Here is a 26,497-nt window from a genome sequence, read left to right on the forward strand (position 1 = left end):
CCCGATGCGTACCACCCGCTTCCTGGTGCTCGCCGCCGCCGGCGCGCTCGCCACCACCGGCCTCGCCGCCTGCGGCGGGCAGGAGAAGGACGCCGGCACGGCCGACGGCGGCCCGATCGCCGTCAAGGCGAGCGACACCGCCTGCGAGGTCGGCCGGACCGAGCTGGCCGCCGGCCAGACCGTCTTCGAGGTGACGAACTCCGGCGCGAAGGTGACCGAGTTCTACGTCTACGCCGCCGGGGACCGGGTGATGGGCGAGGTCGAGAACATCGCCCCCGGGCTCAAGCGCGAGCTGCGCGTGGAGCTGCCCGCCGGGACGTACGAGACGGCCTGCAAGCCCGGGATGAGCGGCAAGGGGATCCGGGGGGCGCTGAAGGTCAGCGGCACCGCCGCGACCGTCGCCCCCGACGCCGCGCTGGCCGAGGCCACCGCGAGCTACCAGCGGTACGTCACCAGCCAGACCGCCGCGCTGCTGACGAAGACCGAGGAGTTCGTCGCCGCCGTCAAGGCCGGCGACGTGGCGAAGGCCAAGGCGCTCTACCCGGTGGCCCGCACCTACTGGGAGCGGATCGAGCCGGTGGCGGAGAGCTTCGGCGACCTCGACCCGAAGATCGACGGCCGCGAGGAGGTCGTCGAGGAGGGCATGGAGTTCACCGGCTTCCACCGGATCGAGAAGGACCTCTGGACCACCGGCGACATCAGCGCCGACGGCCCGATCGCCGACCGGCTGCTCGCCGACGTCAAGGAGATCGTGGCCAGGGCCAACGCCGAGAAGCTCACCCCGCTCCAGCTCGCCAACGGCGCGAAGGCGCTGCTCGACGAGGTCGCCAGTGGCAAGATCACCGGCGAGGAGGAGCGGTACTCGCACACCGACCTGTGGGACTTCAACGCCAACCTGGAGGGCTCGAAGGCCGCCGTCGCGGCGCTGCGCCCCGCCCTGGAGCAGCGCGCCCCCGACCTGGTCGCCCAGCTCGACACCGAGTTCGCCAACGTGGAGACGGCGCTGGGCAAGCACCGCGACGGCGACGGCTGGAAGCTGCACACCGCGCTGAGCAAGGCCGAACTGAAGGAGCTGTCCGACAGCATCAACGCGCTGGCCGAGCCGATCAGCAAGGTCGCCGCGGTAGTCGCCCGGTGACGTACGGCCCCGGCGGACGCGCCGACGAGCAGGAGAGGATGGTCGCATGAGCGCGAAGGTGTCCCGGCGGCGGGCGATCACGCTCGCCGGCGCGGGGGTCGCCGGGGTGGCGGGCGTCGCCGCCGGGGCCGGCGCGCTGGCCCGCGGCGGGGCCGAGCACGCCTCGGCCGACCAGGGCGCGGCGGCCGGCGCGGTGCCCTTCCACGGCGAGCACCAGGCCGGCATCACCACCCCGGCCCAGGACCGGCTGCACTTCGTCGCCTTCGACGTGGTCACCAAGGACCGCGCCCGCCTGGTCGAGCTGCTCAGCGAGTGGACGGCCGCCGCCGCCCGGATGACCGCCGGTAAGGACGCCGGGGTGATCGGCGCGGTCGGCGGCGTGCCGGAGGCCCCGCCGGACGACACCGGCGAGGCGCTCGGACTGCCCCCGTCCCAGCTCACCCTCACCGTCGGCTTCGGGCCGACGCTGTTCCGCGACGCCCGGGGGCGGGACCGGTTCGGCCTCGCCGCCCGCCGGCCCGCCGCGCTGGTCGACCTGCCACACTTCGCCGGGGACGCGCTGCGGCCCGAGATCTCCGGCGGCGACCTGTGCGTGCAGGCCTGCGCCAACGACCCCCAGGTGGCGGTGCACGCCATCCGCAACCTGGCCCGCATAGGCATGGGCGTGGTCAGCGTCCGCTGGTCGCAGCTCGGGTTCGGGCGCACCTCGTCGACCTCGACCGGGCAGGCGACCCCGCGCAACCTGTTCGGCTTCAAGGACGGCACGGCCAACCTCAAGGCCGAGGACGGCGGGCTGCTGCGCGAGCACCTGTGGGTGCAGCCCGGCGACGGCCCGGACTGGATGACCGGCGGGTCGTACCTGGTCACCCGGAAGATCCGGATGCTCGTCGAGACCTGGGACCGCAGCTCGCTCGTCGAGCAGGAGCAGATCGTCGGCCGGGCCAAGGGCAGCGGCGCGCCGCTGGGCAGGGGCGACGAGTTCGACGAGCCCGACTTCGCCGCGAAGGGCGACGACGGCCAGCCGGTGATCGCCGAGACCTCGCACGTGCGGCTGGCCCACCCCGACGCCAACGACGGGGCGCGGCTGCTGCGGCGGGGCTACAACTTCGTGGACGGCTCCGACGGGCTGGGCCGGCTCGATGCCGGGCTGTTCTTCATCGCCTACCAGCGGGACCCGCGCAGGCAGTTCGTGCCCATCCAGACCCGGCTGGCCCGCAACGACGCGATGAACGAATACCTGCGGCACGTCTCCAGCGGCATCTTCGCCTGCCCGCCCGGCGTCCGCGACGGCGGCGACCACTGGGGGCGGGCGCTGTTCGGCTGATCGGGCGGCCCGTCGGCAACTCCCCGACAACTCCCCGGACGGTGCCGCTCCCACCGACCGGAGCGGGGATGGAAGTATAGATCCCATGAGAGCCCGGGTACTGGTGGTCGACGACGACCCCGCGCTCGCCGAGATGCTCGGCATCGTCCTGCGCAGCGAGGGCTTCCTGCCCTCGTTCGTCGCCGACGGGGAACGGGCGCTGGCCGCGTTCCGGGAGAACCGGCCCGACATCGTCCTGCTCGATCTGATGCTGCCCGGCATGAGCGGCATCGACGTGGCCCGGGCGATCCGGGGCGAGTCGGGCGTGCCGATCGTGATGCTGACGGCCAAGAGCGACACGGTGGACGTGGTGCTCGGCCTGGAGTCCGGCGCGGACGACTACGTGGTCAAGCCGTTCAAGCCCAAGGAGCTGGTGGCCCGGATGCGGGCCCGGCTGCGCCGGGGCGAGGACGTGGCCCCCGAGCTGCTGACCATCGGCCCGCCCGGCAACCAGATCAGCATCGACGTGCCGGCGCACACGGTGAGCCGCAACGGCGAGGAGGTGAAGCTCACGCCGCTGGAGTTCGACCTGCTGGTCGCGCTCGCCCGCAAGCCGCGTCAGGTGTTCACCCGCGAGGTGCTGCTGGAGCAGGTCTGGGGCTACCGGCACGCCGCCGACACCAGGCTGGTCAACGTGCACGTGCAGCGGCTGCGGGCCAAGATCGAGCCGGATCCGGAGCGGCCGGAAATCATCCTGACGGTGCGGGGCGTGGGCTACAAGGCGGGCACGGGATAGCCTTGGTCGCACTGTGACCACCTCCCCGCCTCCCGGTCCCGCACCCACCGTCACCCGCCGGCCACCCGCCGCGCGGGAGCTGTGGCGTGTGTTGTCCGGGCGGGTGGCCCGGCTGCTGGCGGGCCTGCATCAGACGTGGCGTCGCTCGCTCCAGCTCCGGGTGGTGACCATCACACTGGTCACCTCCAGCCTGCTCGTGGGCGGGTTCGCCTACCTCATCGCCGACAAGATCACCAACATCCTGCTGGAGAACGCCGAGACCGACGTCCGGCTGCGGCTCAGCAGCGGCAGCGACTACGCGGCCAAGCAGTTCAGCCTGTTCAGCCAGGCGCAGGAGGCCCAGCTCCAGGACACCATCGACGGCACGGTCAACTACCTGGCCGGCGGTGACCCGCAGCAGACCAGCGGGGTGGTGGTGGCGATCACCGCCGACAACTACACCGGGATCATCGAGCCGCGCTTCTCGCCCGACGTCGACGTCCGGCCGCTGATCAGCCGGGAGCTGCGGGCCACCGTCGCCGACGGCAACATCGCCAGCCAGATCCGCACCGGCCGGCTCACCGGCGACACCACGAAATACCTGGTGTACGGCTCCCCGGTGCCGACCCGGTTCGGCCAGGTGGAGCTCTACTACCTCGTCCCGCTGACCCGGCAGGACGCCACGGCGACCGACGCCCGGGCCACCGTGGTGGCCACCGGGGCGGCCCTGGTGCTGCTGCTCGGCCTGCTCGCCGCCCTGGTCACCCGGCTGGTGGTGACGCCCGTGCGGGTGGCCGCCCGCACCGCGCAGCGGCTCTCCGCCGGCCTGCTCGACCAGCGGATGGTGGTCAACGGCGAGGACGACCTGGCGCTGCTGGCCGCCTCGTTCAACCAGATGGCGACCAACCTGCAACGGCAGATCCTGCGGCTGGAGGAAATGTCCCGGTTGCAGCGCCGGTTCACCTCCGACGTCTCGCACGAGCTGCGTACCCCGCTGACCACCGTCCGGATGGCCGCCGACCTGATCTTCGCCGAGCGCGACGAGTTCGAGCCGGCCGTGGCCCGCAGCGCCGAGCTGCTCCAGGCCGAGCTGGACCGCTTCGAGGAGCTGCTCACCGACCTGCTGGAGATCAGCCGGTTCGACGCCGGGTTCGCCATGCTCGACGCCGAGCCGACCGACCTGGTCCCGGTCGTGCACCGGGTCGCCGACCGGCTGGCCGGGCTGGCCGAGCGGGTCGGCGTCACCATCGACCTCGACCTGCCGGACGCCCCGGTGATCGCCGAGGTCGACCCGCGCCGCGTCGAGCGGGTGCTGCGCAACCTGGTCGGCAACGCCGTCGAGCACGGCGAGGGCAAGCCCGTCCGGATCACCCTCGGCCACGACCGGGCGGCCGTCGCGGTCACCGTCCGCGACCACGGGGTCGGCCTCAAGCCGGGCGAGGAGAAGCTGGTCTTCAACCGGTTCTGGCGGGCCGACCCGTCCCGGGCCCGGCAGACCGGCGGCACCGGCCTCGGCCTGTCCATCAGCCTGGAGGACGCCCGGCTGCACGGCGGCTGGCTGGAGGCGTGGGGCGCGCCCGGGCAGGGCGCCCAGTTCCGGCTCACCCTGCCGGCCCGGGCCGGCGACCGGCTGACCACGTCACCGCTGCGACTGGTGCCCGCCGACGCGACCCTGCCCTTCGGCGGCCCCCGGGCCGGCGGGCTGCTCGCCATCGGCCCCGGCCCCGGCGGCGCCCTGGCCATCGGGCCGGCGGCGGGGGCCGAGGACCGGGCGGAGGTCGGGTCGTGACGCGCCGCCGGCTCGCCGGGCTGCTCGCCGGGGCGCTCCTGCTCGCCGGGGCGACCGGCTGCGGCATCCCCGAGCGGTCCGAGGTGAGGGTGGACGGGCAGGTCACCGCCGCCAAGTCCGGCTCGTCGAGCTTCCGCCGGGACGAGCCGCCGAACCGGCTCGCCAGCGGCACCGACCGTGCGGCCTTCGTCACCAACTTCCTCTCCGCCGCGGCCGGCGAGGCGGACCGCGCCTACTACCGGGTCAAGCAGTTCGTCGCCCCCGAGGGGCGCAGCCGGATCCAGGAGAAGCAGCCCAGCGAGGTGGCCCTCACGGTGGTCCGGCTGCGTGAGACACCCGTCATCACCGACAGCACCGACGGCACCCGGGTCACGCTGCGGGTGCAGCAGATCGGCCTGCTGCGCGCCGACGGCACCCTCATGCCGCCGGTGGCCACCGAGACGGAATACCGCTTCGAGCTGCGCGCCGCCGCCCAGGAAGACAAGCCGGACACCGGCTGGTACGTCGCCGACCCGCCGCCGAACGTGCTGCTGCTCAGCGACCAGGCGCTGCGGCAGTACTACCAGACCCACATCGTCTACTTCTGGAACACGGGCCGCACCCAACTGGTGCCCGACCAGCGCTACCTGCCGTTGGCCGTGCCCGACGAGCGGCGGGTCACCGAGGTGGTCAAGTGGCTGACCGCCGGGCCGTCGGAGTGGCTGGGGCCCGGCACGAGCCGGCTGCCCGACGGCACCCGGCTGATCAACAACGCGACCGGGGCCGACGGGCGGTGGGAGGTCAACCTCGACATGCCGGTCGACGCGGACGACCGGCGGGTGGAGGAGTTCGTCGACCAGCTCGCCTGGTCGCTGCCGGAGCTGGACGGCCAGCTCGAACTGCGGATCCACAACCAGACCCGGGTGACCGTGCCCGACCTCGGCCAGCGGCGGCGGGACCGGCCGGCGTACCCGCTCGGCGGCAACCCGCAGCGGTTCTGCGTCTACGACGGCGCGGTGCACCCGCTCGACTTCGGCGGCGGCGAGCCGGTCGACGCCGTTCCGGTCACCGAGGCCGTCAACAAGGGCGTCGTCTCGGCCGGGTTCAGCCGCTCCCACGACGAGATCCGCGCCGCGCTGGTGACCGCCGGGGCGGACAAGCGGCACCGGCTGGTGGTCGGCGTCGGCGCGGCGCCGGTGTCGATCGTCCAGCGCGGCACCCGCACGTTCGCCGCGATGGGCCAGCCGGTGTGGCTGCGCTCGCCGGCCCCCGACCGGCCGCAGGGCCTGGTGGTGGCCGACGGCACGCTCTACCGCTTCGACTCCGGCGCCCAGTTGCGGGCCGTCCCGCTGACCGCCGAGGGCAAGGTGACGGCGGTGGCGACCTCGCTCGACGGGCACCGCATCGCCGTCGTCGTCGGCGGCGCGCTCTACGTCGCGGCGGTCAACCTCAACGGCGGCGTGGTCTCCGTGGGCCCGGCCCGCCGGCTGGCCACCTCGCTGACCGACCTGTCCGCCGTGGACTGGGCGGGGGAGAACACCCTGCACCTCGCGGGCTCCGCCGGCCGGCCGGCGATCTACGACATCAGCGTGGACGGGGCCCTGGAGACGCCGCTGCGCCGGGACGTCGGCGCGCGGGTCAGCCACCTGTCGTCGTACCCGCTGAACGCGGTGGCGCCGTTCCCCAACGGCAACCTGATGTACGAGGCGAACGGGGTGGCCTACCGCAACAGCCCGTTCGACACGATCAAGCGGGACGAGGTGCGGGACGTGACCCCGCCGGCGGCCGGGGCGCAGGCCGGCAACCCGACCGCCCCGTTCTTCCTCTACTGATGCGTCTCTGGGCGGACCTGACCGACCTGGTGCTGCCCGTGGAGTGCGCCGGTTGCCGGGAGCGCCGGGCGGCCCGGCAGGGGTTCTGCGTCGACTGCGTGGCGACCCTGACGGCGCTGCGCCCCCGGCCGGTACGCCCCACCCCCGCCCCGCCGGGGCTGCCCCCGTGCGTGGCCCTGGGCCCCTACGGTGGGGCGCTGCGCGAGGCGCTGCTGGCGTACAAGGAACGGGGCCGGCACGGGCTGGCCCGGCCGCTGGGCGGGCTGCTCGCCGAGGTGGTGGCCGACGCGGTCGGCGCGGCGCGGCCGGTGCTGCTGGTCCCGGTGCCGGACACCGCGGCGGCGGCCCGCGCCCGCTACGGCGACCACCTCGGCCGGTTGGCCCGGCACGCGGCGGCCCGGCTCGCCGGGGCCGGCTGGCCCGCGCGGGTGGTCCGGCCGCTGCGGGCGCTGCCCCGCCCGGACTCGGCGACCCTGGACAGCGCGGGTCGGGCCCGGGCGGCGGAGTCGGCGTTCCGGGCCCGGCCGGGCGTGGCCGCGCCCCGGGTCCGGGCCGGCTCACCGGCCCCGGCGGTCGTGCTGCTCGACGACATCGTCACCACCGGCGTCACCCTGGCCGCCGCCTCCCGGGTGCTCACCGCGACCGGCCTGTCGCCGACGGTGGCCGCCGTCCTCGCCGCCACCGAGAAACGCCGCCTTCCGTGACCCAGCGTGTTTCTGATTCACCCGACCGTGTGTGAGCTGTGAAAATTCTGAGGCTTTGCGCGTTGGGGGGTGACTGCCGGGCAAACAGGGGTTAGCGTTTTCGTGTCGGGGGTAGGAAGGCATTCCCACCCACCCCCGGCGGTGAGAGGAGGCGTAGCCGCACTGACCCGGTCGACGCCGAGCGTGGGGTCTCCCAGAAGGCGAGCCGGCCGGGATTTCCGGATCGAAGACCGTCCGAACAAGGGAGGTCACGTGGACATCGTGGTCAAGGGCCGCAACGTCGAGGTCCCGGATCATTACCGGGTGCACGTAGCCGAGAAGCTCGCAAAGATCGAACGTTACGATCACAAGCTTATTCGCGTCGATGTCGAGTTGTTCCACGAGCGCAATCCGCGCCAGTCCGACCATTGCCAGCGGGTCGAGATAACGTGCGTTTCCCGTGGTCCGGTGATTCGGGCCGAGGCCTGCACCGACGATTTCTACAGCGCACTCGACGCCGCGATCGCCAAACTGGACAACCGGCTGCGCCGCGCGGCGGACCGCCGCCGGGTCCACCGGGGGCGGCACGCGCCGATCTCCGTCGCGGCGGCCACGGCCGACCTGCCGGTCGCCGACCTCGGCGCGCCCGTCGCGGCGCTCGACGGCGTCGGCACGGCCACGGCCGTCGCCGAGCGGTTCGAGGAGGAGCCCGACGACCAGCCCTGGCACATCGCCCGGGCGAAGGTCCACCCCGCCGAGCCGATGACGGTCGACGACGCGCTGTTCCAGATGGAACTGGTCGGGCACGACTTCTACCTGTTCCACGACAAGGAGTCCGGCCGCCCCAGCGTCGTCTACCGGCGACACGCCTACGACTACGGCATCATCTCCCTCGACACCTGACCCGACGACCACGCCCCGCTGACCCGGCCCCGGGTCAGCGGGGCTCGTCGGTGGCGAGCCGGGCGTACAGGACCGAGTCGACGCGGGTGCCCCCGGGGCCGGGCAGCCGGCCGCGCAGGAGGCCCTCCCGGGTGAAGCCGGCCCGCGCGAGGACCCGCTGCGAGGCCGCGTTCTCCGGCCGGGCGCCCGCCCAGACCCGGGCCAGCCCGACCCCGTCGAACGCCCACCCGGTGACCAGGCGCACCGCCCGGGTGGCCAGCCCCCGGCCCCGCCCGGCCGGCAACAGGCTGAAGCCGACCATCGCCTGACCCGTGGCCCGCTCGTCGTGGTGCAGCATGCACCCGCCGGCCAGCTCGCCGGTGTGCGCGTCCAGGATGGCCAGGTCGGCCGCCTCCCCGGCCAGCCAGCGGACGCCGGCCAGCCGGCAGCGCCGCTCGACGTCGGCGGGCGTCGGCGCGCGCGGGGGCACCCGGTTCGCGACGACCTCGGGCAGGCTGTGCAGCGCGAACATCGCCCCCGCGTCGTCGGGCCCGACCGGGCGCACGGTCACCACGCCGTCGGTGAGCCGCCCGCCGGGCAGGTCGGGCAGGAGGCGGGTCGTCGGGCCGGGCGGGTCGTCGGCCAGGCGTACCCAGCAGACCAGGTCCTGCCGGCCGCCGCCGCGCGCCAGGTTCGCCGCCCGGCGTACCCCCTCGTGCCGGAACCCGGCGGCGAGCGCGACCCGCTGGCTGGCAGTGTTCTCCAGGTGGGTGAGCAGCTCCAGGCGGGCCGTGCCGTGCGCGAAGGCCGCCGCCGCGAGCGCCCGGGTCGCGGCCGTGGCCACACCCCGCCGCCGCGCCCACGGCGCGACCCAGTAGCCCAGCTCCGCCTGCTCCCGCACCGGCACCGGGTTGCCCAGGCCCGCGCCGCCGAGCAGCCGGTCGGTGGCCGGGTCCGCGATCGCGTACGAGGCTCCGCCGGCGGCCCGGGCCGCCGCGACGCCCTCCGTCACCCACCACCGGGCGTCGGCCTCCGTGTAGGGGCTGGGCATGCCCGAGATGAACCGCTGGGTGAGCGGGTCGACGCAGGCCGCCGCGACGTCCGGCACGTCCGCGAGGCGGTACGGCCGCAGCCGCACCCCGTCGCCCTCGATGGTGTCGGGCAGGCGGGGCGCGCTCATGCCCCGCTCCCGGTCGGCCTGGGCGTGGTCGCGGCGAGGTCCCCGGGCAGCAGCGACGCGACCCACGCGTCGGCGCGGCTGCCGGCGCGGGTGGGCAGGAAGCCCCGGGCGGTGCCCTCCATGGTGAACCCCGCCTTCTCGGCGACCCGGCGGGAGGCGGTGTTGCCGACGAGCGCGCGCCACTCGACGCGGGCCAGGCCGAGGGTGGTGAAGCCCCAGGCGGCCAGGGCGGTGGTGGCGGCCGGCATGTATCCCCGGCCCCGGGCGTGCGGCGCGGTCATGAAGCCGACCATGCCCTGCACCGGGTCGGCGGCGGCGATCCGCAGGTCGACCGAGGCGACGTACCGGTCTTCGCCGTCGGCGACGGTGAAGTATCCGCCGGTGCCGCGCGCCCAGGCCGCGTCGGCGACGTCGCGCCTGAACCTCGCGGCGTCCGCCCGCTCGTAGGGGGTCGGCACCGTGGTCCACTCGACCGTGTGCGGGTCCCGGCAGGTCTCGGTGATCGCGTCGAGGTCGCACTCCTCGATCGGCCGCAGCCGCAGCTCCTGCCCGGCGACGGTGGCGAACAGGGTGGGCTGCGGCCGGCCGAAGACGGCGGCCCGGCGGGCGTCGAGCGAGTCCGGCCCCGCCGGCCCGGCGTCGCCCGGCGCGGGCAGGTCCTCGGGGAACAGGGAGCCGACCCAGCCCTCCCGCCGCCCGCCCGGCGACGGGTCGGCCAGCCGCAGCTCGCCGGAGACCCGGAAGCCGGCGCGCAGCGCGGCCAGCCGGGAGGCGTGGTTGCCGATCTCGGCCTGCCAGATCAGCCGGCGCAGCCCCAGCGCGTCGAACGCCCAGCGGGCGACGGCCCGGGTGGCCCGGGTGGCGACGCCCCGGCCCCGGGCCCACGGCGCGACCCAGTATCCGACCTCGCCGGAGTCCGTCGTGCGGTCCACCGAGACCAGCCCGCACGAGGCGAGCAGCTCGCCGGTGGCGGCGTCGCAGACGGCGAACGGCGCGCGGGTCCCGGCCCGCCAGTCCCCGGCGCTGATCTCGCCGACGAAGGCGCGGGCGTGTTCCGGCAGGTACGGGCGCGGTACGGTGGTCCAGCGCTGGATGTCCGGATCCTGGCAGGCCCGGTGCACGGCGTCCGCATCGGCCGTCCGCCAGGGTCGCAGCAGCAGGCCGTCCTCGGTGAGCTCGACGGGTTCCACCCGAGCCATCGTGCCGGATCTTTCGCGCTGGGCGTAACCGGATATCCCGCCGCCCGGCCGGCGGTCGGAGTGTTATGTCGGTTTCTCGCCGATCAGACCGCCGCCACCAGTGACCATCGGGCCGACGAAGCGCCTACGATGGGTCGAGACTGTCTAGGGGAGCGTTGATCCGTGTCGATTCTGGAAAAGGTCCTCCGCGCGGGCGAGGGCCGCATGGTGCGCCGGCTGAAGGCCATCGCCGCCGCCGTCAACTCGATCGAGGACGACTACGTCAACCTCAGCGACGACGAGCTGCGCGGTCTCACGGACCAGTACCGGGAGCGGCTCGCCGACGGGGAGACCCTCGACGACCTGCTGCCGGAGGCGTTCGCCACGGTGCGCGAGGCGGCCGCCCGGGTGCTCGGCCAGCGGCCGTACGACGTGCAGGTGATGGGCGGCGCGGCGCTGCACTTCGGCAACATCGCCGAGATGAAGACCGGTGAGGGCAAGACCCTGACCTCGGTCATGGCGGTCTACCTCAACGCGCTGTCCGGCAAGGGCGTGCACGTGGTCACGGTCAACGACTACCTGGCCCAGCGCGACGCCGCCTGGATGGGCCGGGTGCACGAGTTCCTCGGCCTGACCGTCGGCGTGGTGCTGCCCAACCGGCCGGCGAGCGAGCACCGCGCGGCCTACGAGTGCGACATCACCTACGGCACCAACAACGAGTTCGGCTTCGACTACCTGCGCGACAACATGGCCTGGTCGAAGGACGAGCTGGTCCAGCGCGGCCACAACTTCGCCGTGGTCGACGAGGTCGACTCGATCCTGATCGACGAGGCCCGCACGCCGCTGATCATCTCCGGCCCGGCCGAGCACTCCGCCCGCTGGTACGGCGAGTTCGCCAGCGTGGTGGCCCGCCTCCAGCCCGGCAAGGACGGCGAGGGCGACTACGAGGTCGACTACGCCAAGCGCACCATCGCGGTGACCGAGCGCGGCGTGGCGAAGGTGGAGGACCGCCTCGGCATCGACAACCTCTACGAGTCGGTGAACACCCCCCTGGTGGGCTACCTCAACAACGCCATCAAGGCCAAGGAGCTCTACAAGCGCGACAAGGACTACATCGTCAGCGACGGCGAGGTCCTGATCGTCGACGAGTTCACCGGCCGCATCCTGCACGGCCGCCGCTACAACGAGGGCATGCACCAGGCGATCGAGGCCAAGGAGGGGGTGGAGATCAAGCAGGAGAACCAGACGCTCGCCACGATCACCCTCCAGAACTACTTCCGCCTCTACGAGAAGCTCTCCGGCATGACCGGCACGGCCCAGACCGAGGCGGGCGAGTTCAACAAGGTCTACAAGGTGGGCGTGGTGAGCATCCCGACCCACCGGCCGATGGTCCGGCAGGACCGGGCCGACGTCATCTACAAGACGGAGAAGGCCAAGTTCAACGCCGTCGTCGAGGACATCGCCGAGCGGCACCAGGCCGGCCAGCCGGTGCTGGTGGGCACCGTCTCGGTGGAAAACTCGGAGATCATCTCGCAGCTGCTGCGCCGCCGGGGCATCCCGCACGCCGTGCTGAACGCCAAGTTCCACGCCCGCGAGGCCGAGATCGTCGCCCAGGCCGGGCGCAAGGGCGCGGTCACGGTGGCCACCAACATGGCCGGCCGGGGCACCGACATCCTGCTCGGCGGCAACGCCGAGTTCCTCGCCGCCAACGAGCTGCGCCAGCGCGGCCTCGACCCGGCGGAGAACGAGGAGGAGTACGCCAAGGCGCTGGAGGAGGTCCTGCCCAAGTGGAAGCAGGCCTGCGACGCCGAGGCGGAGGAGGTCGCCGCCGCCGGCGGGCTCTACGTGCTGGGCACGGAGCGGCACGAGTCCCGGCGCATCGACAACCAGCTTCGTGGTCGCGCCGGCCGGCAGGGTGACCCGGGCGAGTCCCGCTTCTACCTGTCGTTGCAGGACGAGCTGATGAAGCGCTTCCGGGCCGGGGCGGTCGAGGCGGTGATGGACCGCTTCAACATCCCGGAGGACGTGCCCATCGAGTCGAAGATGGTCACCCGCCAGATCAAGAGCGCGCAGGCCCAGATCGAGGGCCAGAACGCCGAGATCCGCAAGAACGTCCTGAAGTACGACGAGGTGCTCAACAAGCAGCGCCAGGTCATCTACGCCGAGCGCCTGCGGGTGCTCAACGGCGAGGACCTCTCCGACCAGGTCCGCAACATGATCGACGACGTCGTCGGCGCGTACGTCGTCGGGGCCACCAGCGACGGGTACGCCGAGGACTGGGACCTCGACCAGCTCTGGGCCAGCCTCAAGCAGCTCTACCCGGTGGGCGTGACCCTGGACGAGCTGGAGGAGGAGCTCGGCTCCCGGGCCGGCATGGACCAGGACTTCCTGGTCGCCCGACTGAAGGACGACGCGCACGCCGCGTACGACCGGCGCGAGGAGCAGCTCGGCGCCGAGGGCACCCGTGAGCTGGAGCGGATGGTGCTGCTCCAGGTCATCGACCGCAAGTGGCGCGAGCACCTCTACGAGATGGACTACCTCCAGGAGGGCATCAGCCTGCGGGCGTACGCCCAGCGCGACCCGGTGGTGGAATACCAGCGCGAGGGCTTCGACATGTTCGCCACCATGATGGACGGCATCAAGGAGGAGACGGTCGGCTTCCTCTACAACCTGGAGGTGCAGGTCCAGGAGGCCGAGCCCGAGGCCGAGGAGGTGCAGCTGCTGGAGAAGCCGGTGGAGATCAAGGCCAAGGGCCTGGGCCGCGCTCCCCAGCAGCAGGGCCTGCAATACTCCGCGCCGACCATCGACGGCGAGGCGGGGGCCGGCGCGGTCGCCGTGGAGCGGCCCGAGGAGCAGGCCCCGCCGGTGCGCAAGCCGCGCGCGGCCCGGCCGACGCCCCCGCCGGCCCCGGAGCCCCAGCGCGCCCCGGCGGCGTTCGGCGGCAGCGGGCAGGCGACGGCGGCCAGCTCGGCCCGCCGGGTGGCACCGGGTCAGGCCGACGCGTCCGGCAGCACGTCCCGTAACGCGCCCTGCCCGTGCGGCTCCGGCCGGAAGTACAAGCGCTGCCACGGCGCCGCCAACGGCGGCAACTGACCCACCGCGACACCGACGGGCCCCGGCGTTCTCGCCGGGGCCCGTCCGCGTCGGCGGGCTCCGCCGCCCAGCGCGATCGCCTGCTGGTCGGTGGGACGACACGCCGGACGAGTTCGCGGGAACCTCAGACGATCATGGGGCTTCACCCCGGCGGGGAGCGAGAGCGCCGGCGCTGGCTTCAGAGGACCTGGAGGGCGGTGCAGAGCCAGCGCCCCCGGCGGTGCTCCAGGCGCAGCGCCATCGCCCAGGTGCGGCCGGTGGCGGCGGTCAGGACGGCGGCGGCCTCCACGGCAGCCGGGCGGGGTTCGCAGACCCGCAGCCGGCGCAGCCGCACGGCGGGGCGGGTGGAGCGGCGGCGCACCGGGCCGGTGTGTGCGGCGGCCGTGGCCAGCTCCTGCGCCACGTCGGCTGCCCGGCCGGGCTCGGTGAGCGGGCGGATCTGCCCGGGCGGCCGGTAGCCGTTGACGATCTCCAGGCAGGTGGCGACGAAGCGCTGGGCGGCCCGGGTCGCCTCCGGGGTGGCGGTCACCAGCGCCGACGGCGGCGGGGCGGTCGGGTCGGCCCGGCCGGGGCCGCCGGGGGTGGGGCGCGGGTCGTGCGGCCGGCTCGTGGGGCGGTGCGGGGCGAGCCGGTGCGCCTCGAACAGGTCGAGGGCCAGTTGGGCGGCGACCGGGCGGGGCCAGCCCTCGGCCGGCTCCTCGACGAAGGGCGGGTCGAGCGGCGGTGCGGGGCGGACCCGCACCGGGGGCCGGACGGGCCCGGGCCGGCGGGACTCGATCATCGCAACCCCCGATGCTTGCGTTTGCCTTCGTTTGCCTCCGACAGCCTCGATTCTCGGCCACGCAGCGGCCCCGGTCAATGGCGCGGCGTGCGGCGGAGGCTACTCGGGGTCGCGGTCGGTCAGCGGGTTGCCCCGGACCCACTCGGCGGTCTCGGCGTACTTGCGCTGGATGTACTCCTCCAGCCGGGCCCGCTCGACGCGCCACTGCCCCCGGCCACCGATCTTGATCGCGGGCAGCTCGCCGCTGCGCACCATGTGGTAGACCTGCGAGTCCGACACGTTGAGCTCGGCGGCCACGTCGGAGAGCAGCAGGAACCTCGGCTCCACGGAATCTCCCGGGGTTGGGATCGTTTGCTTCAGTTTGCCACCTGCTGCCGACGCCGCCGCCCCACGCCGGTCGACGCGCCGTCCGGCCGGCCCGCGCGGCAGCTTCCCGCCGGCCGGGTGCGCGGTGTATGACGGTCACGGCGTACGGCATGATCGGCGCCCGGGCCCACGCACGTCGGCCCGGAGGCGGAGGGAGACCACCGGTGAACGACGAGCTTGTCCGGGTGTACGTGCCGGCGATCGTGCCCATGCTCGCCCGCCTGCCCGAGCAGGGGCTGCCCGAGACGGACGCGCACGCCGTCACCCCCGCCCTGCGCGAGTGGTACGCCGAGGGCGACGAGGAGGAGCTGGAGTACGTCGCCTTCACCCGTGCCGCCCAGGACGCCCTGCTCCTGCTGCGCGACGACCCGGCCGCGCCCCGCCGCCGCGTGGTGATCTCCGTCGACGTGCCGGCCGCCGCGCTGCGCCGCACCGACGACGTGCTCGGCTCCAGCGCCGTCCGGCTGGTGCGCCCGGTGCCGGTGTCGGCCGTCGCCGCCCTGCACGTGGACGGCGACGCCGCGGTCGCCGACGTGTCGGCCGCCGCCGACGTGGCCGCGGAGGCCCTGGCCGGCGACCCCGACGCCCAGTTCACCGTCGACGGCGCGGAGGACCACGAACTGGAGTGGTACGACGTCACCGAGCTGGAGCAGCTCCTGCGCGTCGCCTCCTGACCCGCGCCCCGCCGCCCCGCCGCCGACCCCGGCGCGTGCCCCTCAGCGGTCGGCGTTCGCCTCCACCGCCTCCACGCCGTCGTCCTCGGCGGCGTCGTCGGGCGACGGGCCCAGGGTGCGGCCGAAGGCGATCAGCGCGGTGAGCGCGCCGACGAAGAGCACCCAGATGCCGTTGTCCACCCGGGAGGTGCCCAGCGAGGTCTGCGCGACGGAGTCCGCCTCGCTCAGCGCGCCGGCCAGATCGAGCAGGGACCGCCCGCCGACGCGGATGACGACCTCGGCGAGCAGCAGGAGCAGGCCGGGGCCGGCCCCGGCCAGCAGGTAACCGGGCCAGCGGACGTCGCCCGCCGCCGGGTCGCGCCGCTGGGCGCGGCGACGGGCCCAGGCCAGGTACGCGAAGGCGAGCAGCCCCGCCACCAGGCCGGCGAGCAGCGACTCCGTGCGCGACACCCACTTGGCGGCGGTGACCAGGGACTCCTGGGTGTCGCCCGCCCCGAACAGGTCGAACAGGGGGTCCCGGGCCCGGCTGAACGCCACCACGAACACCAGCGCCCCGAGCGCGGCGGTGACCACCGCCCCGGCGACCCGGGCGTTGCCGGCGCCGGCCACCGCGCCGCCGATGGTCGCCGCCGCCGCGGCGGTGCCGGCGATGACGTTGGTGGTCGCGTTGTCGAAGTAGGTCAGGTTGATCACCACGGCGGCGGCGAGCCCGACGAGCAGGCCGGCGCCCGTCGCGACGACGAAGCGCAGGGTGGCCCGGTCGACGCCGCGCCGGGCCAGCAGGTTCGCCGCCGCCAGAGCGGCCGCCGCGCCGGCCACCAGCGCGGCCGAGATCACCCCGGGCAGCGCGAACGCGGAGAGGCTGATCGCGGTGACGCCCGCCTGGGCGGAGGTGATCGCCGCCCGGGTCGACCAGAGCATCGCCGCCAGCCAGCCGACCGCCAGCACCGCGAGCACGACCGCGCCGGGCGCGCGGGCGATGGCGCCCCCGGCGGCCGGGAGAGCCTCGGCGGCCGGCTCCGGCGCGGCGGCCGGGTCGGTCTCCACCGGCTGGTCCGGCTCCTCGGCCGTGGAGCTGCCGGGCTGGTTGCTCATCGTCTCCCCTTCGACGGGCGCCCGGGCCCGCGTCGGCACTGCCGGGACGCGGCGGGCTGGTCACCGGCCATCCAGCGTACGCGCCGGGCGCGCCGCCGGGCCGGGGCCATGCTGACGGGGGAGCCGGGGCGGCCGGCGGACGGGGCCGGCCTGCCACCGGGGCGGCCGGCATGGGATCGGCCGGCGGCCGACCGGGTGCTGGCCGGCGGGCGGCCGGTGCTGACCGGCCGACCGCCGGAGCGGGGCAGCGGGCGGAGCGGGGCGGCGGGCGGCCCGTGGAAGAATCGGCGCAGGTCCCGCCGCCGCGACCGGTACACCGCGCGGTGCCCGGCGTCCGGTCACCCGGCCGGCCGCCCGCGGGTCCGGTTTCGCCACCGCTGTCGAGATCGCCAGGAGCGCTGATGGACGCCGTGTTCTCCGTACCCGAGCCGCACAACGAGCCGGTCCGCACCTACGAGCCGGGCGGCGTCGACCGGGAACGGCTCCAGCGGAGGCTGGCCGAGCTGGCCGCCGAGCGGATCGACCTGCCGATGACCATCGCCGGGGAGCAGCGGATGGCCGGTGGCGACCCGATCGACGTCGTCCAGCCGCACCGGCACGCGCACGTGCTCGGCGTCACCGGCCACGCCACCCACGACGACGCCCGCGCCGCCGTCGCCGCCGCGAAGGCGGCCGCCCCGATGTGGCGGTCGCTGCCGTTCGCCGAGCGCGCGGCGATCTTCCTGCGGGCCGCCGAGCTGCTCGCCGGCCCCTGGCGGGACACCCTCAACGCGGCGACGATGCTCGGCCAGTCGAAGACCGCCGTCCAGGCCGAGATCGACTCGGCGTGCGAGCTGATCGACTTTCTCCGGTTCAACGTGTTCTTCGCCCGGGGCCTGCTGGAGGAGCAGCCGTTGTCCTCCCCGGGGGTGTGGAACCGGTTCGACCACCGCCCCCTGGAGGGCTTCGTCTACGCGGTCACCCCGTTCAACTTCACCGCGATCGCCGGCAACCTGCCCTCCGCGCCGGCCCTGCTGGGCAACACGGTGGTCTGGAAGCCCGGCCCGACCCAGCAGTTCGCCGCGCACTTCACCATGCGGCTGTTCGAGGCGGCCGGCCTGCCGCCCGGCGTGATCAACATGGTCACCGGGCGGGGCGAGGAGGTCTCCGACGTGGTGCTCGCCGACCCGGACCTGGCCGGCATCCACTTCACCGGCTCCACGAAGGTCTTCCAGCACCTGTGGCGCACCGTGGGCGAGAACATCCACCGCTACCGGGGCTACCCCCGACTGGTCGGCGAGACCGGCGGCAAGGACTTCGTGGTCGCGCACGCCAGCGCCGACGTCGACGCGCTGCACACCGCGCTGATCCGGGGCGCCTACGAGTACCAGGGCCAGAAGTGCTCGGCCGCGTCGCGGGCGTACGTGCCCCGGTCGCTGTGGGAGGGCGGGCTGCGGGACCGGCTGGCCGCCACCGCCGACTCGCTGGCCTACGGCGACGTCACCGACTTCACCAACTTCGGCGGGGCGGTGATCGACGCGAGGGCGTTCGACCGGCACACCGCCGCGCTGGAGCTGATCTCCGGCGACCCCTCCTGCACCGTGCTGGCCGGCGGCACCGCCGACGACTCGGTCGGGTGGTTCGTCCGGCCGACCCTGTTCGAGTGCTCCGACGCCGCGCACGAGACGTTCACCACGGAATACTTCGGCCCGATCCTCGGCGTGCACGTCTTCGACGACGCCCGCTTCGACGACGTGGTGGCCCAGGCCGAGTCGATCGCCCCGTACGCGCTGACCGGGTCGATCTTCGCCACCGACCGCCGGGTGGTCGACGCGGTGGCCGAGCGGATGCGGTACGCGGCCGGCAACTTCTACATCAACGACAAGCCGACCGGGGCGGTGGTCGGGCAGCAGCCCTTCGGCGGCGCCCGCGCCAGCGGCACCAACGACAAGGCCGGCTCCTGGCACAACCTGGTGCGCTGGATGTCCCCCCGGACGATCAAGGAGACCTTCGTCCCCCCGACGGACCACACCTACCCCCACATGGGCTGAGCGCAAGGAAGGGCCCCCTGTTATCGCTTTCTGTTGCACAGGGGGCCCTTCCTAACGCCCGAGGCGCGCCCGAGGCTCGCCGGCGGGGGCGCCCGCGGCGGGGTGGGGGCGCGCCAGGTCACCGTCCCTTAACGGACTGTCGCCGGCCGACAGTGCACATTGGAAGCCGTCCGGGTGGCGAAAGTGGCAAATCCTGGACGGCGCGGCGGCAAAGTGGCAGCGTAATGGGCATGGCGGATTCCGGAGTGAACCCCACGGCGGCGGCCCTTCTCGGGCTGCTCCACGAGGGTCCCATGACAGGCGGTCAACTGATGGCCGCCGCCGAGCGCAAGCTCGCCCCGTACTGGTCGATGACCCGCAGCCAGGTCTACCGGGAGCTCCCGGTGCTGGCCGAGCGCGGTCTGGTGCGGCTGGGCAAGCCCGGCCCCCGCTCCAGCCAGCCCTACGCGATCACGGCGGCCGGAAAGCGGATGTTCTCCCGGTGGCTGGCCGAGGACCCGGGACGCGACACCATCCGCAACCCGATCGCCCTGCGGATCGCCTTCGGCAGCCTGCACTCGGCCAACCAGCTACGCAACCTGCAGGCCTCTGCCAATGAATACCACACCGAGGCCCTCGCGCGGGTGCGGGAACAGGTGAAGAACGCCAAGAAGGAGGGCGACAACTTCGACGCCAGCGCGCTGGAGTTCGCCGTCGCCTACCACAAGGCCGCCCTGTCCTGGCTGAAGTCCGCCCCGGTCGGCTGACGCCGTCGACCGCGCGGCCCGTCACCCCGCCACCGGGCCGCGCGGTCGGTCTCCAGGCTGCCTCCCGCCCGCACCGGGGACAGTTTTGGCTCGTGACCGCGGGGCTGGCAAGCCCACCCGGGGCCACCGCAGTACGCTTGTCAGTCGTGACCGCTGCCGATTACGCCGAACAGCTCAAGGAACTCGACGCCATCCTGCGCAACATCGAGGCCGTGCTCAACATCGACCGGCTGCACGAGGACAAGGCCCGGCTCGAGGAGCAGGCCTCCGCGCCGGACCTGTGGGACGACCAGGCCAAGGCACAGCAGGTGACCTCCCAGCTGTCCTACGTCAACGGCGAGATCGACAAGCTGGGCAGCCTGCGCTCCCGGCTCGACGACGCCCGGGTGCTGCTGGAGCTGGCCGAGGCCGAGGACGACCCCGGCGTGCTCGCCGAGGTGGAGACCGAGATCGGCGCGCTCACCAAGAGCATCCAGGACATGGAGGTCCGCACCCTGCTCTCCGGCGAGTACGACTCGCGGGAGGCGCTGGTGGCGATCCGGGCCGGCGCGGGCGGGGTGGACGCGGCCGACTTCGCGGAGATGCTGCTGCGGATGTACCTGCGCTGGGCCGAGCGGCACGGCTACCCGACCGAGGTCTACGAGACCTCCTACGCCGAGGAGGCGGGCCTGAAGTCCGCGACGTTCGCGGTCAAGGTCCCCTACGCCTACGGCACCCTCAGCGTCGAGTCGGGCACCCACCGCCTCGTGCGGATCAGCCCGTTCGACAACCAGGGCCGCCGGCAGACCAGTTTCGCCGGCGTGGAGGTCCTGCCGGTCACCGAGCAGACCGACCACATCGACATCCCCGAGAACGAGGTGCGGGTCGACGTCTACCGCTCCTCCGGCCCGGGCGGGCAGAGCGTCAACACCACCGACTCGGCCGTGCGGCTCACCCACATCCCGACCGGCATCGTGGTGACCTGCCAGAACGAGAAGTCCCAGCTACAGAACAAGGCGTCCGCGCTGCGGGTGCTCCAGGCCCGGCTGCTGGAGCGCAAGCGGCAGGAGGAGCAGGCCAAGCTGGACGGCCTGAAGACCGACGCCGCCGGCTCGTGGGGCGACCAGATGCGCTCGTACGTGCTGCACCCCTATCAGATGGTGAAGGATCTCAGAACCGAGCAGGAGACGGGCAATCCGAGCGCGGTCTTCGACGGTGAGCTGGACAGCTTCATCGAGGCCGGCATCCGCTGGCGCAAGCAGCGGCAGCTCGCCAGCGACTCTGCGTGATCACCCGTGGGCGGAGCGCGTCGTCGATCTCCTGCTAACCGGGCGTTTCGACGACGCGCCCCGCATGACGGGGGCGTGGGGCTTGGCTCATCGATTACACCGCGTAGACTCACCACCCGTGATTCAGCTTGAGCAAGTGACGAAGACGTACCCGAAGGCGTCCCGGCCTTCGCTCGACAACGTGTCCGTCTCGATCGAGAAGGGCGAGTTCGTCTTCTTCATCGGCCCATCCGGCTCCGGCAAGTCCACCATCATCAAGCTGCTGCTGCACGAGGTGACCCCGAACAAGGGGCGCGTCATCGTGAACAGCAAGGACGTGACCTCGATGCGGTCGTGGAAGCGCCCCCACTTCCGGCGCTCCATCGGCTGCGTCTTCCAGGACTTCCGGCTGCTGCCGAACCGCACCGCGTACGAGAACGTGGCGTTCGCCCTCGAGGTGATCGGCAAGACCAAGGCGGTCGCCCGCCGGGTCGTGCCCGAGGTGCTGGAGCTGGTCGGGCTCGGTGGCAAGGAGCACCGCTACCCGCACGAGCTCTCCGGTGGTGAGCAGCAGCGGGTGGCCGTGGCGCGGGCGTTCGTGAACCGCCCGCTGATCCTGCTCGCGGACGAGCCGACCGGAAACCTCGACCCGGACACGTCCATCGAGATCATGCGCCTGCTGGACCGGATCAACCGCACCGGTACGACGGTCGTGATGGTCACGCACGACTCGAACATCGTGAACCAGATGCGCCGCCGGGTCGTCGAGATCGAGAGCGGCCGCATCGTGCGTGACCAGGCCCGCGGCGTCTACGGGTGAGCCGGCGCTCCACCCCTGTGCAGCCTGACGACGAACACCTCACGCCGGAGACCCGGAGGAATTCCCGATGCGCGTGAAATACGTCCTGTCCGAGGTACTGGTCGGACTGTGGCGCAACGTCACCATGACCATCGCGATGATCATCACGTTGGCCGTGTCGTTGACCATGCTCGGTGTCAGTGGCCTGGTGTACAGCAAGGTCGACGACATGAAGGACCTGTACTACAAGAACATCCAGGTCTCGATCTTCCTGAAGAGCGACGTCACCGACCAGCAGCGCACCGACCTGGAGACGAAGCTCAAGAGTGACTCCCTGGTGAAGGAGGTCCTCTACGTCAACAAGGACGAGGCGTACAAGCGTTTCCAGGAGATGTACCAGGACGCGCCGGACCTGGTGACGGCCGTGAAGCCCGACCAGCTGCCGGAGTCGTTCCGGCTGACGCTGGTCAACCCCGAGCAGTACAAGAGCATCTACGACCAGTACAAGGACACGGAGGGCGTCGACGAGATCGTCGACCAGAGCCGGCTGCTGGACAAGATCTTCGACCTCTTCACCGCCGGCCAGAACATCGCCCTGGCCGGGGCGATCGCGATGGCCATCGCCGCCCTGCTGCTGGTCGCCAACACCATCCAGGTGGCCGCGTACAGCAAGCGGCGCGAGGTGGCGGTCATGAAGCTGGTCGGCGCGTCCAACTGGTTCATCCAGGCGCCGTTCGTCCTGGAGGCCGTGGTCGCCGGTCTGATCGGCTCGTTCCTCGGCCTGGGCGCGCTGATCGCCTTGAAGTTCTTCCTGTTCGACGGCTCCCTGAGCGCGTTGCAGGGCCTCTTCTCCCCGGTGACCTGGAGCGACATCTTCCTGACGTTCCCGATCATGGCGGGCGTCGGCGCAGTGGTCAGCGCCGTCACCGGCTGGGTCACCCTCCGGTTCTACCTGCGCGTCTAGTCGCCCACCGGGTCTGCCGGCGACAGCCGAGGGCCCCCCGGCGCGGAATAATCCGCGCCGGGGGGCCCTTGTCGTTCGGGTAGCATGATCTCCGCTTCCGGCCCGCCGTCCGGGCCGGGGCCGGAATCGCACGAGGGGAGGGGCACCGATGCCACGGGAGAAGGGGCGCAAGGTCGTCGCCTCCAACAAGAAGGCACGGCACGACTACGCCATCCTCGACACGTACGAGGCGGGCATGTCGCTGACCGGCACCGAGGTGAAGTCGCTGCGGGCGGGGCGGGCGTCGCTGGTCGACGCGTTCGCCCAGGAGCGCGACGGCGAGCTGTTCCTGCACGGCATGCACATCCCGGAGTACACGCAGGGCACCTGGACCAACCACGAGCCCCGGCGCACCCGGAAGCTGCTGCTCAAGCGGCTGGAGATCGACCGCCTGATCGGCAAGACCCGCGAGGGCGGCCTCACCATGGTCCCGTTGCAGGTCTACTTCTCCGACGGCTGGGCCAAGGTGGAGATCGCCCTGGCGAAGGGCAAGAAGACGTACGACAAGCGTCAGGACCTGGCCAAGCGGGACGCGGAGCGGGAGATCGCCCGGGCCGCGGGCCGACGCGGCAAGGGCATGGACGACTAATTCGTCCCGTTTGTCCGCCTCGGCGCGCCGGGGCGGGGCTCGGGGATGAATCCCGTTGCGGCAGGCGTTAGTCTTGGTGGAGCCGCCACACCGGCGGCCCGTCGAGGGGGTGACTGGTTTCGACTTCGTACGTTGCGGCAGGGGAAGCGAGCCGAGGAAGCCGACGTCGTCTCGAGAATCGGTCGTCGGAAACCAATAAGCGCCAAGAACAATCGCGCTGACTTCGCTCTCGCCGCCTGAGGCGAGTAGCTAAGTCTGTCGGCCTGGGAACGCCTTCGTCCCAGTAGCCGGCATCAGCTAGAAGGCTGGCCAACCGGACCCGGTCGCGGGGTCCGTGCGGCGAGATCAATCAGCGACTGGGCCCGTCACACCAACTTGCTCGCGTGAGCGGTGGGGCCGAGTAGAGGCACAGCGAGCTGCGCTCGGAGAAGCCCTGACAAACCGGCGAAGGACCCGGGTTCGATTCCCGGCACCTCCACCACCTGACGAAGCGCCCCGGCCACCCGGCCGGGGCGCTTCGTCGCATCCGGTGGAACCGCAGGCCGCGCGGGCGCGTCGTAGCGGTATGCGTCGAGTTCTCGCCCTGCTGGGGCTGCCCCTGTTGGTCGTCGCGGCCGGTTGCGCACCGGCCGGTTCCGGGCCGTCCGCCGGCGGCAGCCCTGCCGGCAGCGCCAACGACGAGCGCTTCGCGGCGTTCGGGCAGCGGGCCGACGAGGTCGCCGACGGGTGGCGGCCGGGCACCGCCTGGACCGGCGGCTACCTGCCGTTGCAGGAGCCCACCGTGCTCCTCGGCGACCCCGGGTTCAGCCCCGACACCGAGCAGGCGTTCCGCAACGGCTGGTACCGCGAGCAGATCGAGGTGCCCACCGCCCGGCCGGCCGACGGTGCGGTCCGCTTCCCCGACGGGACGCTCACCGTGAAGCTGCTCAGCGCCGCCGAGGCGTACCGGCAGCTCGACCAGGGGGACCCGCCGCCCTGCGCGGGGCGGCCGAGGAGCCCCGGACGGCCGGCGAAGCCCGGCTCCGGCCCGATCGTGGAGCCGGGGCCCGACGGCCCGACCGTCGGGGAGGGACCGTACGGCCACAGCGTCGGCCCGAACGACCCGGTCGGCAGCGCGCCGGCGTCGGCCTGCGTGCCGCTCACCGTCACCGCCGTGACGCTCGGCACCGCGCCCGTCCGCACCAGCCGGGGTGAGGCGCAGGTGCCGGCGTGGCTGTTCACCGTCGACGAGCTGACCGCGAAGGTGGCCCGGCTCGCCGTCGTCGACCCCGCCGCCCCGCCGCAGCCGACCGCGCCGACTGGCCGGGCCCCCGACGGGGTGGTGGGCGCGCAGGACCTGCGGGCCGTCGACGGGGCGAAGCTGACCTGGCAGGTCGGCGTGGGCGCCTGCGACACCGGGATCACCCCGCTCGTGCAGGAGCGTGACGACGTGGTGGTGGTCGGCGGCGGGGTCGTCCGGGGCACCGGAGTGTGCATCGACCTGCTCAAGCTGGAGCCGGTCACCGCCACCCTCAAGGCGCCGCTGGGCAACCGGCCGGTGCTCGACGTGGTCACCGGCGCGCCGCTGGTCCTGCGCCCCTGAGCGCGGCCCGAGGATGCGGGGTGGCCCCTGAGGGCGCAGCGCGGCCCCGAGGGTGCTCAGAGCAGTCGCGGCACCTCGGTGCTGATCGGCGCCGGCAGCACGGTGGGCCGGTCCGCCGCCAGGGCCGCGCCCAACGCGTCGCCCAACCCGTCCGGCTCCGCGACGACCGTGGCGGCGCAGCCGTACCCCCGGGCGACCGCGACGACGTCCAGGCCGGGCAGGTCCAGGCCGGGCACCCCGGGGGTGTGCTTCAGCTCGGCGAACGCCTTGAGAATCGCGTACTGCTGGTTGACCGGGACCACGACGGCCAGCGGCAGGCGCAGCCGCGCGGCCGTCCACAGCGCCTGCACCGAGTAGTGGAACGACCCGTCGCCGATCACCGCGACCACCGGACGGCCCCGGCCCGTGTCCCGCTCCGCCAGGGCGATCCCGACCGCCGCCGGCAGCCCGAAGCCGAGGCCGCCGCTGGCCATCGTGAAGTACGACCCGGGGCGGGTGACCTTCAGCCGGCGGCGCAGCGCGGCCAGGTTGGACGGTGACTCCTGGACGAGGACCCCGTCGGGCGGCCAGTGCCGGGCCAGGGCGGCGAACAGCGCGTCGGGGCTCGCCGGCGGGCCCGGGTCGGGCGGCCCCGGCGCCGGCCGGGGCGGCGGGGGCGGCCGGTCGACCGCCGGGAGCAGCTCGACCAGGGCGGCCAGGGCCAGGCCCGCGTCGGCGAGCAGGCCGTCGCCGACCGGGGCGCGGGCCGTCTCGTCGGGGTCGTCGGTGACGTGCAGCAGGCGGGTGCCGGCGGGCAGGTAGTCGCCCGGCACGTGCGGGTAGTAGCGGAACACGGGCGCGCCGACCACCAGCACCGTGTCGTGCCCGGCCAGCGCCTCGGCCAGGGGCCCGATCGCGTACGGCAGCACGCCCCGGTAGTGCGGGTGGTCCTCGGGGAACGGGGTCCGCTCGGGGGCGGGCGCGGCCCAGACCGGGGCGGCCAGCCGCTCGGCCAGCGCCACCGCCGCCGGCCACGCCCCGGCCCGGTCGACCGCCCCGCCGAGCACCAGCGCGGGGCGGCGGCTGGCGGCCACCCGGGCGGCGAACTCCCGCAGCCGGGCCGGGTCGGGGGCGTACCGGGTGGCCACGGTGCGCACCTCGGGCGGCCCGTCCGCCGGCCGGGCCCAGTCGTCCAGCGGCAGGGACAGGAAGACTGGGCCGGCGGGCGGCTGCACCGCCGTGGCGTACGCCCGCATGAACGCCGCCGGGATGTCCTGCGCGCGGGCCGGCTCGTGGCTCCACTTGACGTACGGCTGGGTCAGCTCGGCCGCCCGGGGGCTGGCCAGCCGGGGCTCCAGCAGCAGCATCTCCCGGGTCTGCTGGCCGGCCGAGACGATCAGCGGGGTCTTGTTGTGCCAGGCGGTGACGAGGTTGCCCATGCCGTTGCCGGTGCCCGGGGCGGTGTGCAGGTTGACGTGGGCGGGGCGGCCGGTGGCCTGGGCGTACCCGTCGGCCATGGCGACGGCCGACGCCTCGTGCAGGGCGTGGACGTAGCGGAAGTCGGCCGGGAAGTCCTGGAGGAAGGGCTCCTCCGTCGAGCCGGGGTTGCCGAACACGGTGGTCATGCCCAGCGCCCGCAGCAGCTCGTACGTCGTCTCGCGGACCGTTGCCACCCGCCGAATCTATCGGGTAAACCCCCAGCTACCGGGCGATTCGCCCTCCCGTGAGCCCCGCCGTGAGCCCCGCCGTGAGCCCTCCCGCCCCCGGCCAGTCG

At 73.6% G+C, this 26,497-nt stretch carries 22 protein-coding genes and 1 other RNA gene; 17 read left to right on the top strand and 6 right to left on the bottom strand.

Going from position 1 to position 26,497, the window contains the following annotated elements:
• Positions 1-4: 4 nt before the first annotated feature.
• The 7 genes from efeO (at position 5) to raiA (ending at position 8,402) form a co-directional block, all read left to right on the top strand.
• Positions 5-1,138, top strand: a complete 1,134-nt coding sequence (efeO, locus tag O7628_RS19135; protein WP_278132447.1) for an iron uptake system protein EfeO — start codon at positions 5-7, stop codon at positions 1,136-1,138.
• A 46-nt stretch (positions 1,139-1,184) separates the two neighbouring features.
• On the top strand, positions 1,185-2,462 hold the full coding sequence (efeB, locus tag O7628_RS19140; RefSeq protein WP_278132448.1) for an iron uptake transporter deferrochelatase/peroxidase subunit: 1,278 nt from the start codon (positions 1,185-1,187) through the stop codon (positions 2,460-2,462).
• 85 nt (positions 2,463-2,547) lie between these two features.
• A complete protein-coding gene (mtrA, locus tag O7628_RS19145; protein ID WP_043962066.1) occupies positions 2,548-3,237 on the top strand; it encodes an MtrAB system response regulator MtrA in 690 nt (229 codons plus the stop codon).
• Between the two features lie 79 nt (positions 3,238-3,316).
• On the top strand, positions 3,317-5,005 hold the full coding sequence (mtrB, locus tag O7628_RS19150) for an MtrAB system histidine kinase MtrB (protein ID WP_221487688.1): 1,689 nt from the start codon (positions 3,317-3,319) through the stop codon (positions 5,003-5,005).
• On the top strand, positions 5,002-6,816 hold the full coding sequence (locus O7628_RS19155; RefSeq protein ID WP_278132451.1) for an LpqB family beta-propeller domain-containing protein: 1,815 nt from the start codon (positions 5,002-5,004) through the stop codon (positions 6,814-6,816). The genes mtrB and O7628_RS19155 overlap by 4 nt, the downstream gene beginning before the upstream one ends.
• On the top strand, positions 6,816-7,520 hold the full coding sequence (locus O7628_RS19160; RefSeq protein WP_278132453.1) for a ComF family protein: 705 nt from the start codon (positions 6,816-6,818) through the stop codon (positions 7,518-7,520). The genes O7628_RS19155 and O7628_RS19160 overlap by 1 nt, the downstream gene beginning before the upstream one ends.
• A gap of 252 nt (positions 7,521-7,772) precedes the next feature.
• Positions 7,773-8,402 carry a ribosome-associated translation inhibitor RaiA gene (gene raiA / locus O7628_RS19165; protein WP_074478460.1) on the top strand — a complete coding sequence of 210 codons (630 nt, stop codon included), beginning with the start codon at positions 7,773-7,775 and terminating at the stop codon, positions 8,400-8,402.
• Between the two features lie 34 nt (positions 8,403-8,436).
• Here raiA and O7628_RS19170 read toward each other — a convergent pair whose 3' ends face one another.
• Both O7628_RS19170 and O7628_RS19175 read right to left on the bottom strand, forming a co-directional pair.
• Positions 8,437-9,561: a GNAT family N-acetyltransferase gene (locus tag O7628_RS19170; protein ID WP_278132456.1), complete on the bottom strand. Its 1,125-nt coding sequence runs from the start codon at positions 9,559-9,561 to the stop codon at positions 8,437-8,439.
• A complete protein-coding gene (locus O7628_RS19175) occupies positions 9,558-10,760 on the bottom strand; it encodes a GNAT family N-acetyltransferase (protein ID WP_278132458.1) in 1,203 nt (400 codons plus the stop codon). The genes O7628_RS19170 and O7628_RS19175 overlap by 4 nt, the downstream gene beginning before the upstream one ends.
• A 162-nt stretch (positions 10,761-10,922) precedes the next feature.
• On the opposite strand from O7628_RS19175, the gene secA reads away from it, so the two are divergent.
• On the top strand, positions 10,923-13,832 hold the full coding sequence (secA, locus tag O7628_RS19180; RefSeq protein ID WP_278132459.1) for a preprotein translocase subunit SecA: 2,910 nt from the start codon (positions 10,923-10,925) through the stop codon (positions 13,830-13,832).
• Positions 13,833-14,010: 178 nt separating this feature from the next.
• On the opposite strand, the gene O7628_RS19185 is transcribed toward secA, so the two are convergent.
• Both O7628_RS19185 and O7628_RS19190 read right to left on the bottom strand, forming a co-directional pair.
• A complete protein-coding gene (locus O7628_RS19185; protein WP_278132461.1) occupies positions 14,011-14,613 on the bottom strand; it encodes an Rv3235 family protein in 603 nt (200 codons plus the stop codon).
• A gap of 99 nt (positions 14,614-14,712) precedes the next feature.
• Positions 14,713-14,940, bottom strand: coding sequence for a helix-turn-helix domain-containing protein (locus tag O7628_RS19190; RefSeq protein WP_007074927.1), 228 nt, complete (start codon positions 14,938-14,940; stop codon positions 14,713-14,715).
• 203 nt (positions 14,941-15,143) lie between these two features.
• On the opposite strand from O7628_RS19190, the gene O7628_RS19195 reads away from it, so the two are divergent.
• Entirely contained in the window at positions 15,144-15,653 is a 510-nt protein-coding gene (locus tag O7628_RS19195; protein ID WP_074478470.1) for a hypothetical protein, read from the top strand.
• 42 nt (positions 15,654-15,695) lie between these two features.
• Here the strand turns inward: O7628_RS19195 and O7628_RS19200 are convergent, their stop codons facing one another.
• Positions 15,696-16,748 carry a hypothetical protein gene (locus tag O7628_RS19200; RefSeq protein ID WP_278132465.1) on the bottom strand — a complete coding sequence of 351 codons (1,053 nt, stop codon included), beginning with the start codon at positions 16,746-16,748 and terminating at the stop codon, positions 15,696-15,698.
• 401 nt (positions 16,749-17,149) lie between these two features.
• Between O7628_RS19200 and pruA the strand changes: the two genes are divergently transcribed.
• From pruA to O7628_RS19240, 8 genes are all read left to right on the top strand, one after another.
• On the top strand, positions 17,150-18,778 hold the full coding sequence (gene pruA / locus O7628_RS19205) for an L-glutamate gamma-semialdehyde dehydrogenase (RefSeq protein WP_278132466.1): 1,629 nt from the start codon (positions 17,150-17,152) through the stop codon (positions 18,776-18,778).
• Between the two features lie 230 nt (positions 18,779-19,008).
• On the top strand, positions 19,009-19,524 hold the full coding sequence (locus O7628_RS19210; protein ID WP_074478539.1) for a PadR family transcriptional regulator: 516 nt from the start codon (positions 19,009-19,011) through the stop codon (positions 19,522-19,524).
• 146 nt (positions 19,525-19,670) lie between these two features.
• Positions 19,671-20,792: a peptide chain release factor 2 gene (gene prfB, locus O7628_RS19215; protein ID WP_074478476.1), complete on the top strand. Its 1,122-nt coding sequence runs from the start codon at positions 19,671-19,673 to the stop codon at positions 20,790-20,792.
• Between the two features lie 118 nt (positions 20,793-20,910).
• Entirely contained in the window at positions 20,911-21,591 is a 681-nt protein-coding gene (ftsE, locus tag O7628_RS19220) for a cell division ATP-binding protein FtsE (protein WP_043962078.1), read from the top strand.
• A gap of 67 nt (positions 21,592-21,658) precedes the next feature.
• Entirely contained in the window at positions 21,659-22,534 is an 876-nt protein-coding gene (gene ftsX, locus O7628_RS19225) for a permease-like cell division protein FtsX (protein WP_074478479.1), read from the top strand.
• A 148-nt stretch (positions 22,535-22,682) separates the two neighbouring features.
• The gene (gene smpB, locus O7628_RS19230) at positions 22,683-23,162 is read left to right on the top strand and encodes an SsrA-binding protein SmpB (protein WP_074478481.1); all 480 of its coding nucleotides are present in this window, start codon (positions 22,683-22,685) and stop codon (positions 23,160-23,162) included.
• A gap of 105 nt (positions 23,163-23,267) precedes the next feature.
• Positions 23,268-23,643, top strand: a transfer-messenger RNA (tmRNA) gene (gene ssrA, locus O7628_RS19235).
• Between the two features lie 84 nt (positions 23,644-23,727).
• Positions 23,728-24,744, top strand: coding sequence for a hypothetical protein (locus O7628_RS19240; RefSeq protein ID WP_278132471.1), 1,017 nt, complete (start codon positions 23,728-23,730; stop codon positions 24,742-24,744).
• 56 nt (positions 24,745-24,800) lie between these two features.
• On the opposite strand, the gene mdlC is transcribed toward O7628_RS19240, so the two are convergent.
• A complete protein-coding gene (gene mdlC, locus O7628_RS19245) occupies positions 24,801-26,396 on the bottom strand; it encodes a benzoylformate decarboxylase (protein WP_278132473.1) in 1,596 nt (531 codons plus the stop codon).
• Positions 26,397-26,497: the final 101 nt, after the last annotated feature.

It is taken from the genome of Micromonospora sp. WMMD956, from assembly GCF_029626125.1.
GTDB classification, from domain to species: Bacteria; Actinomycetota; Actinomycetes; order Mycobacteriales; family Micromonosporaceae; genus Micromonospora; species Micromonospora carbonacea.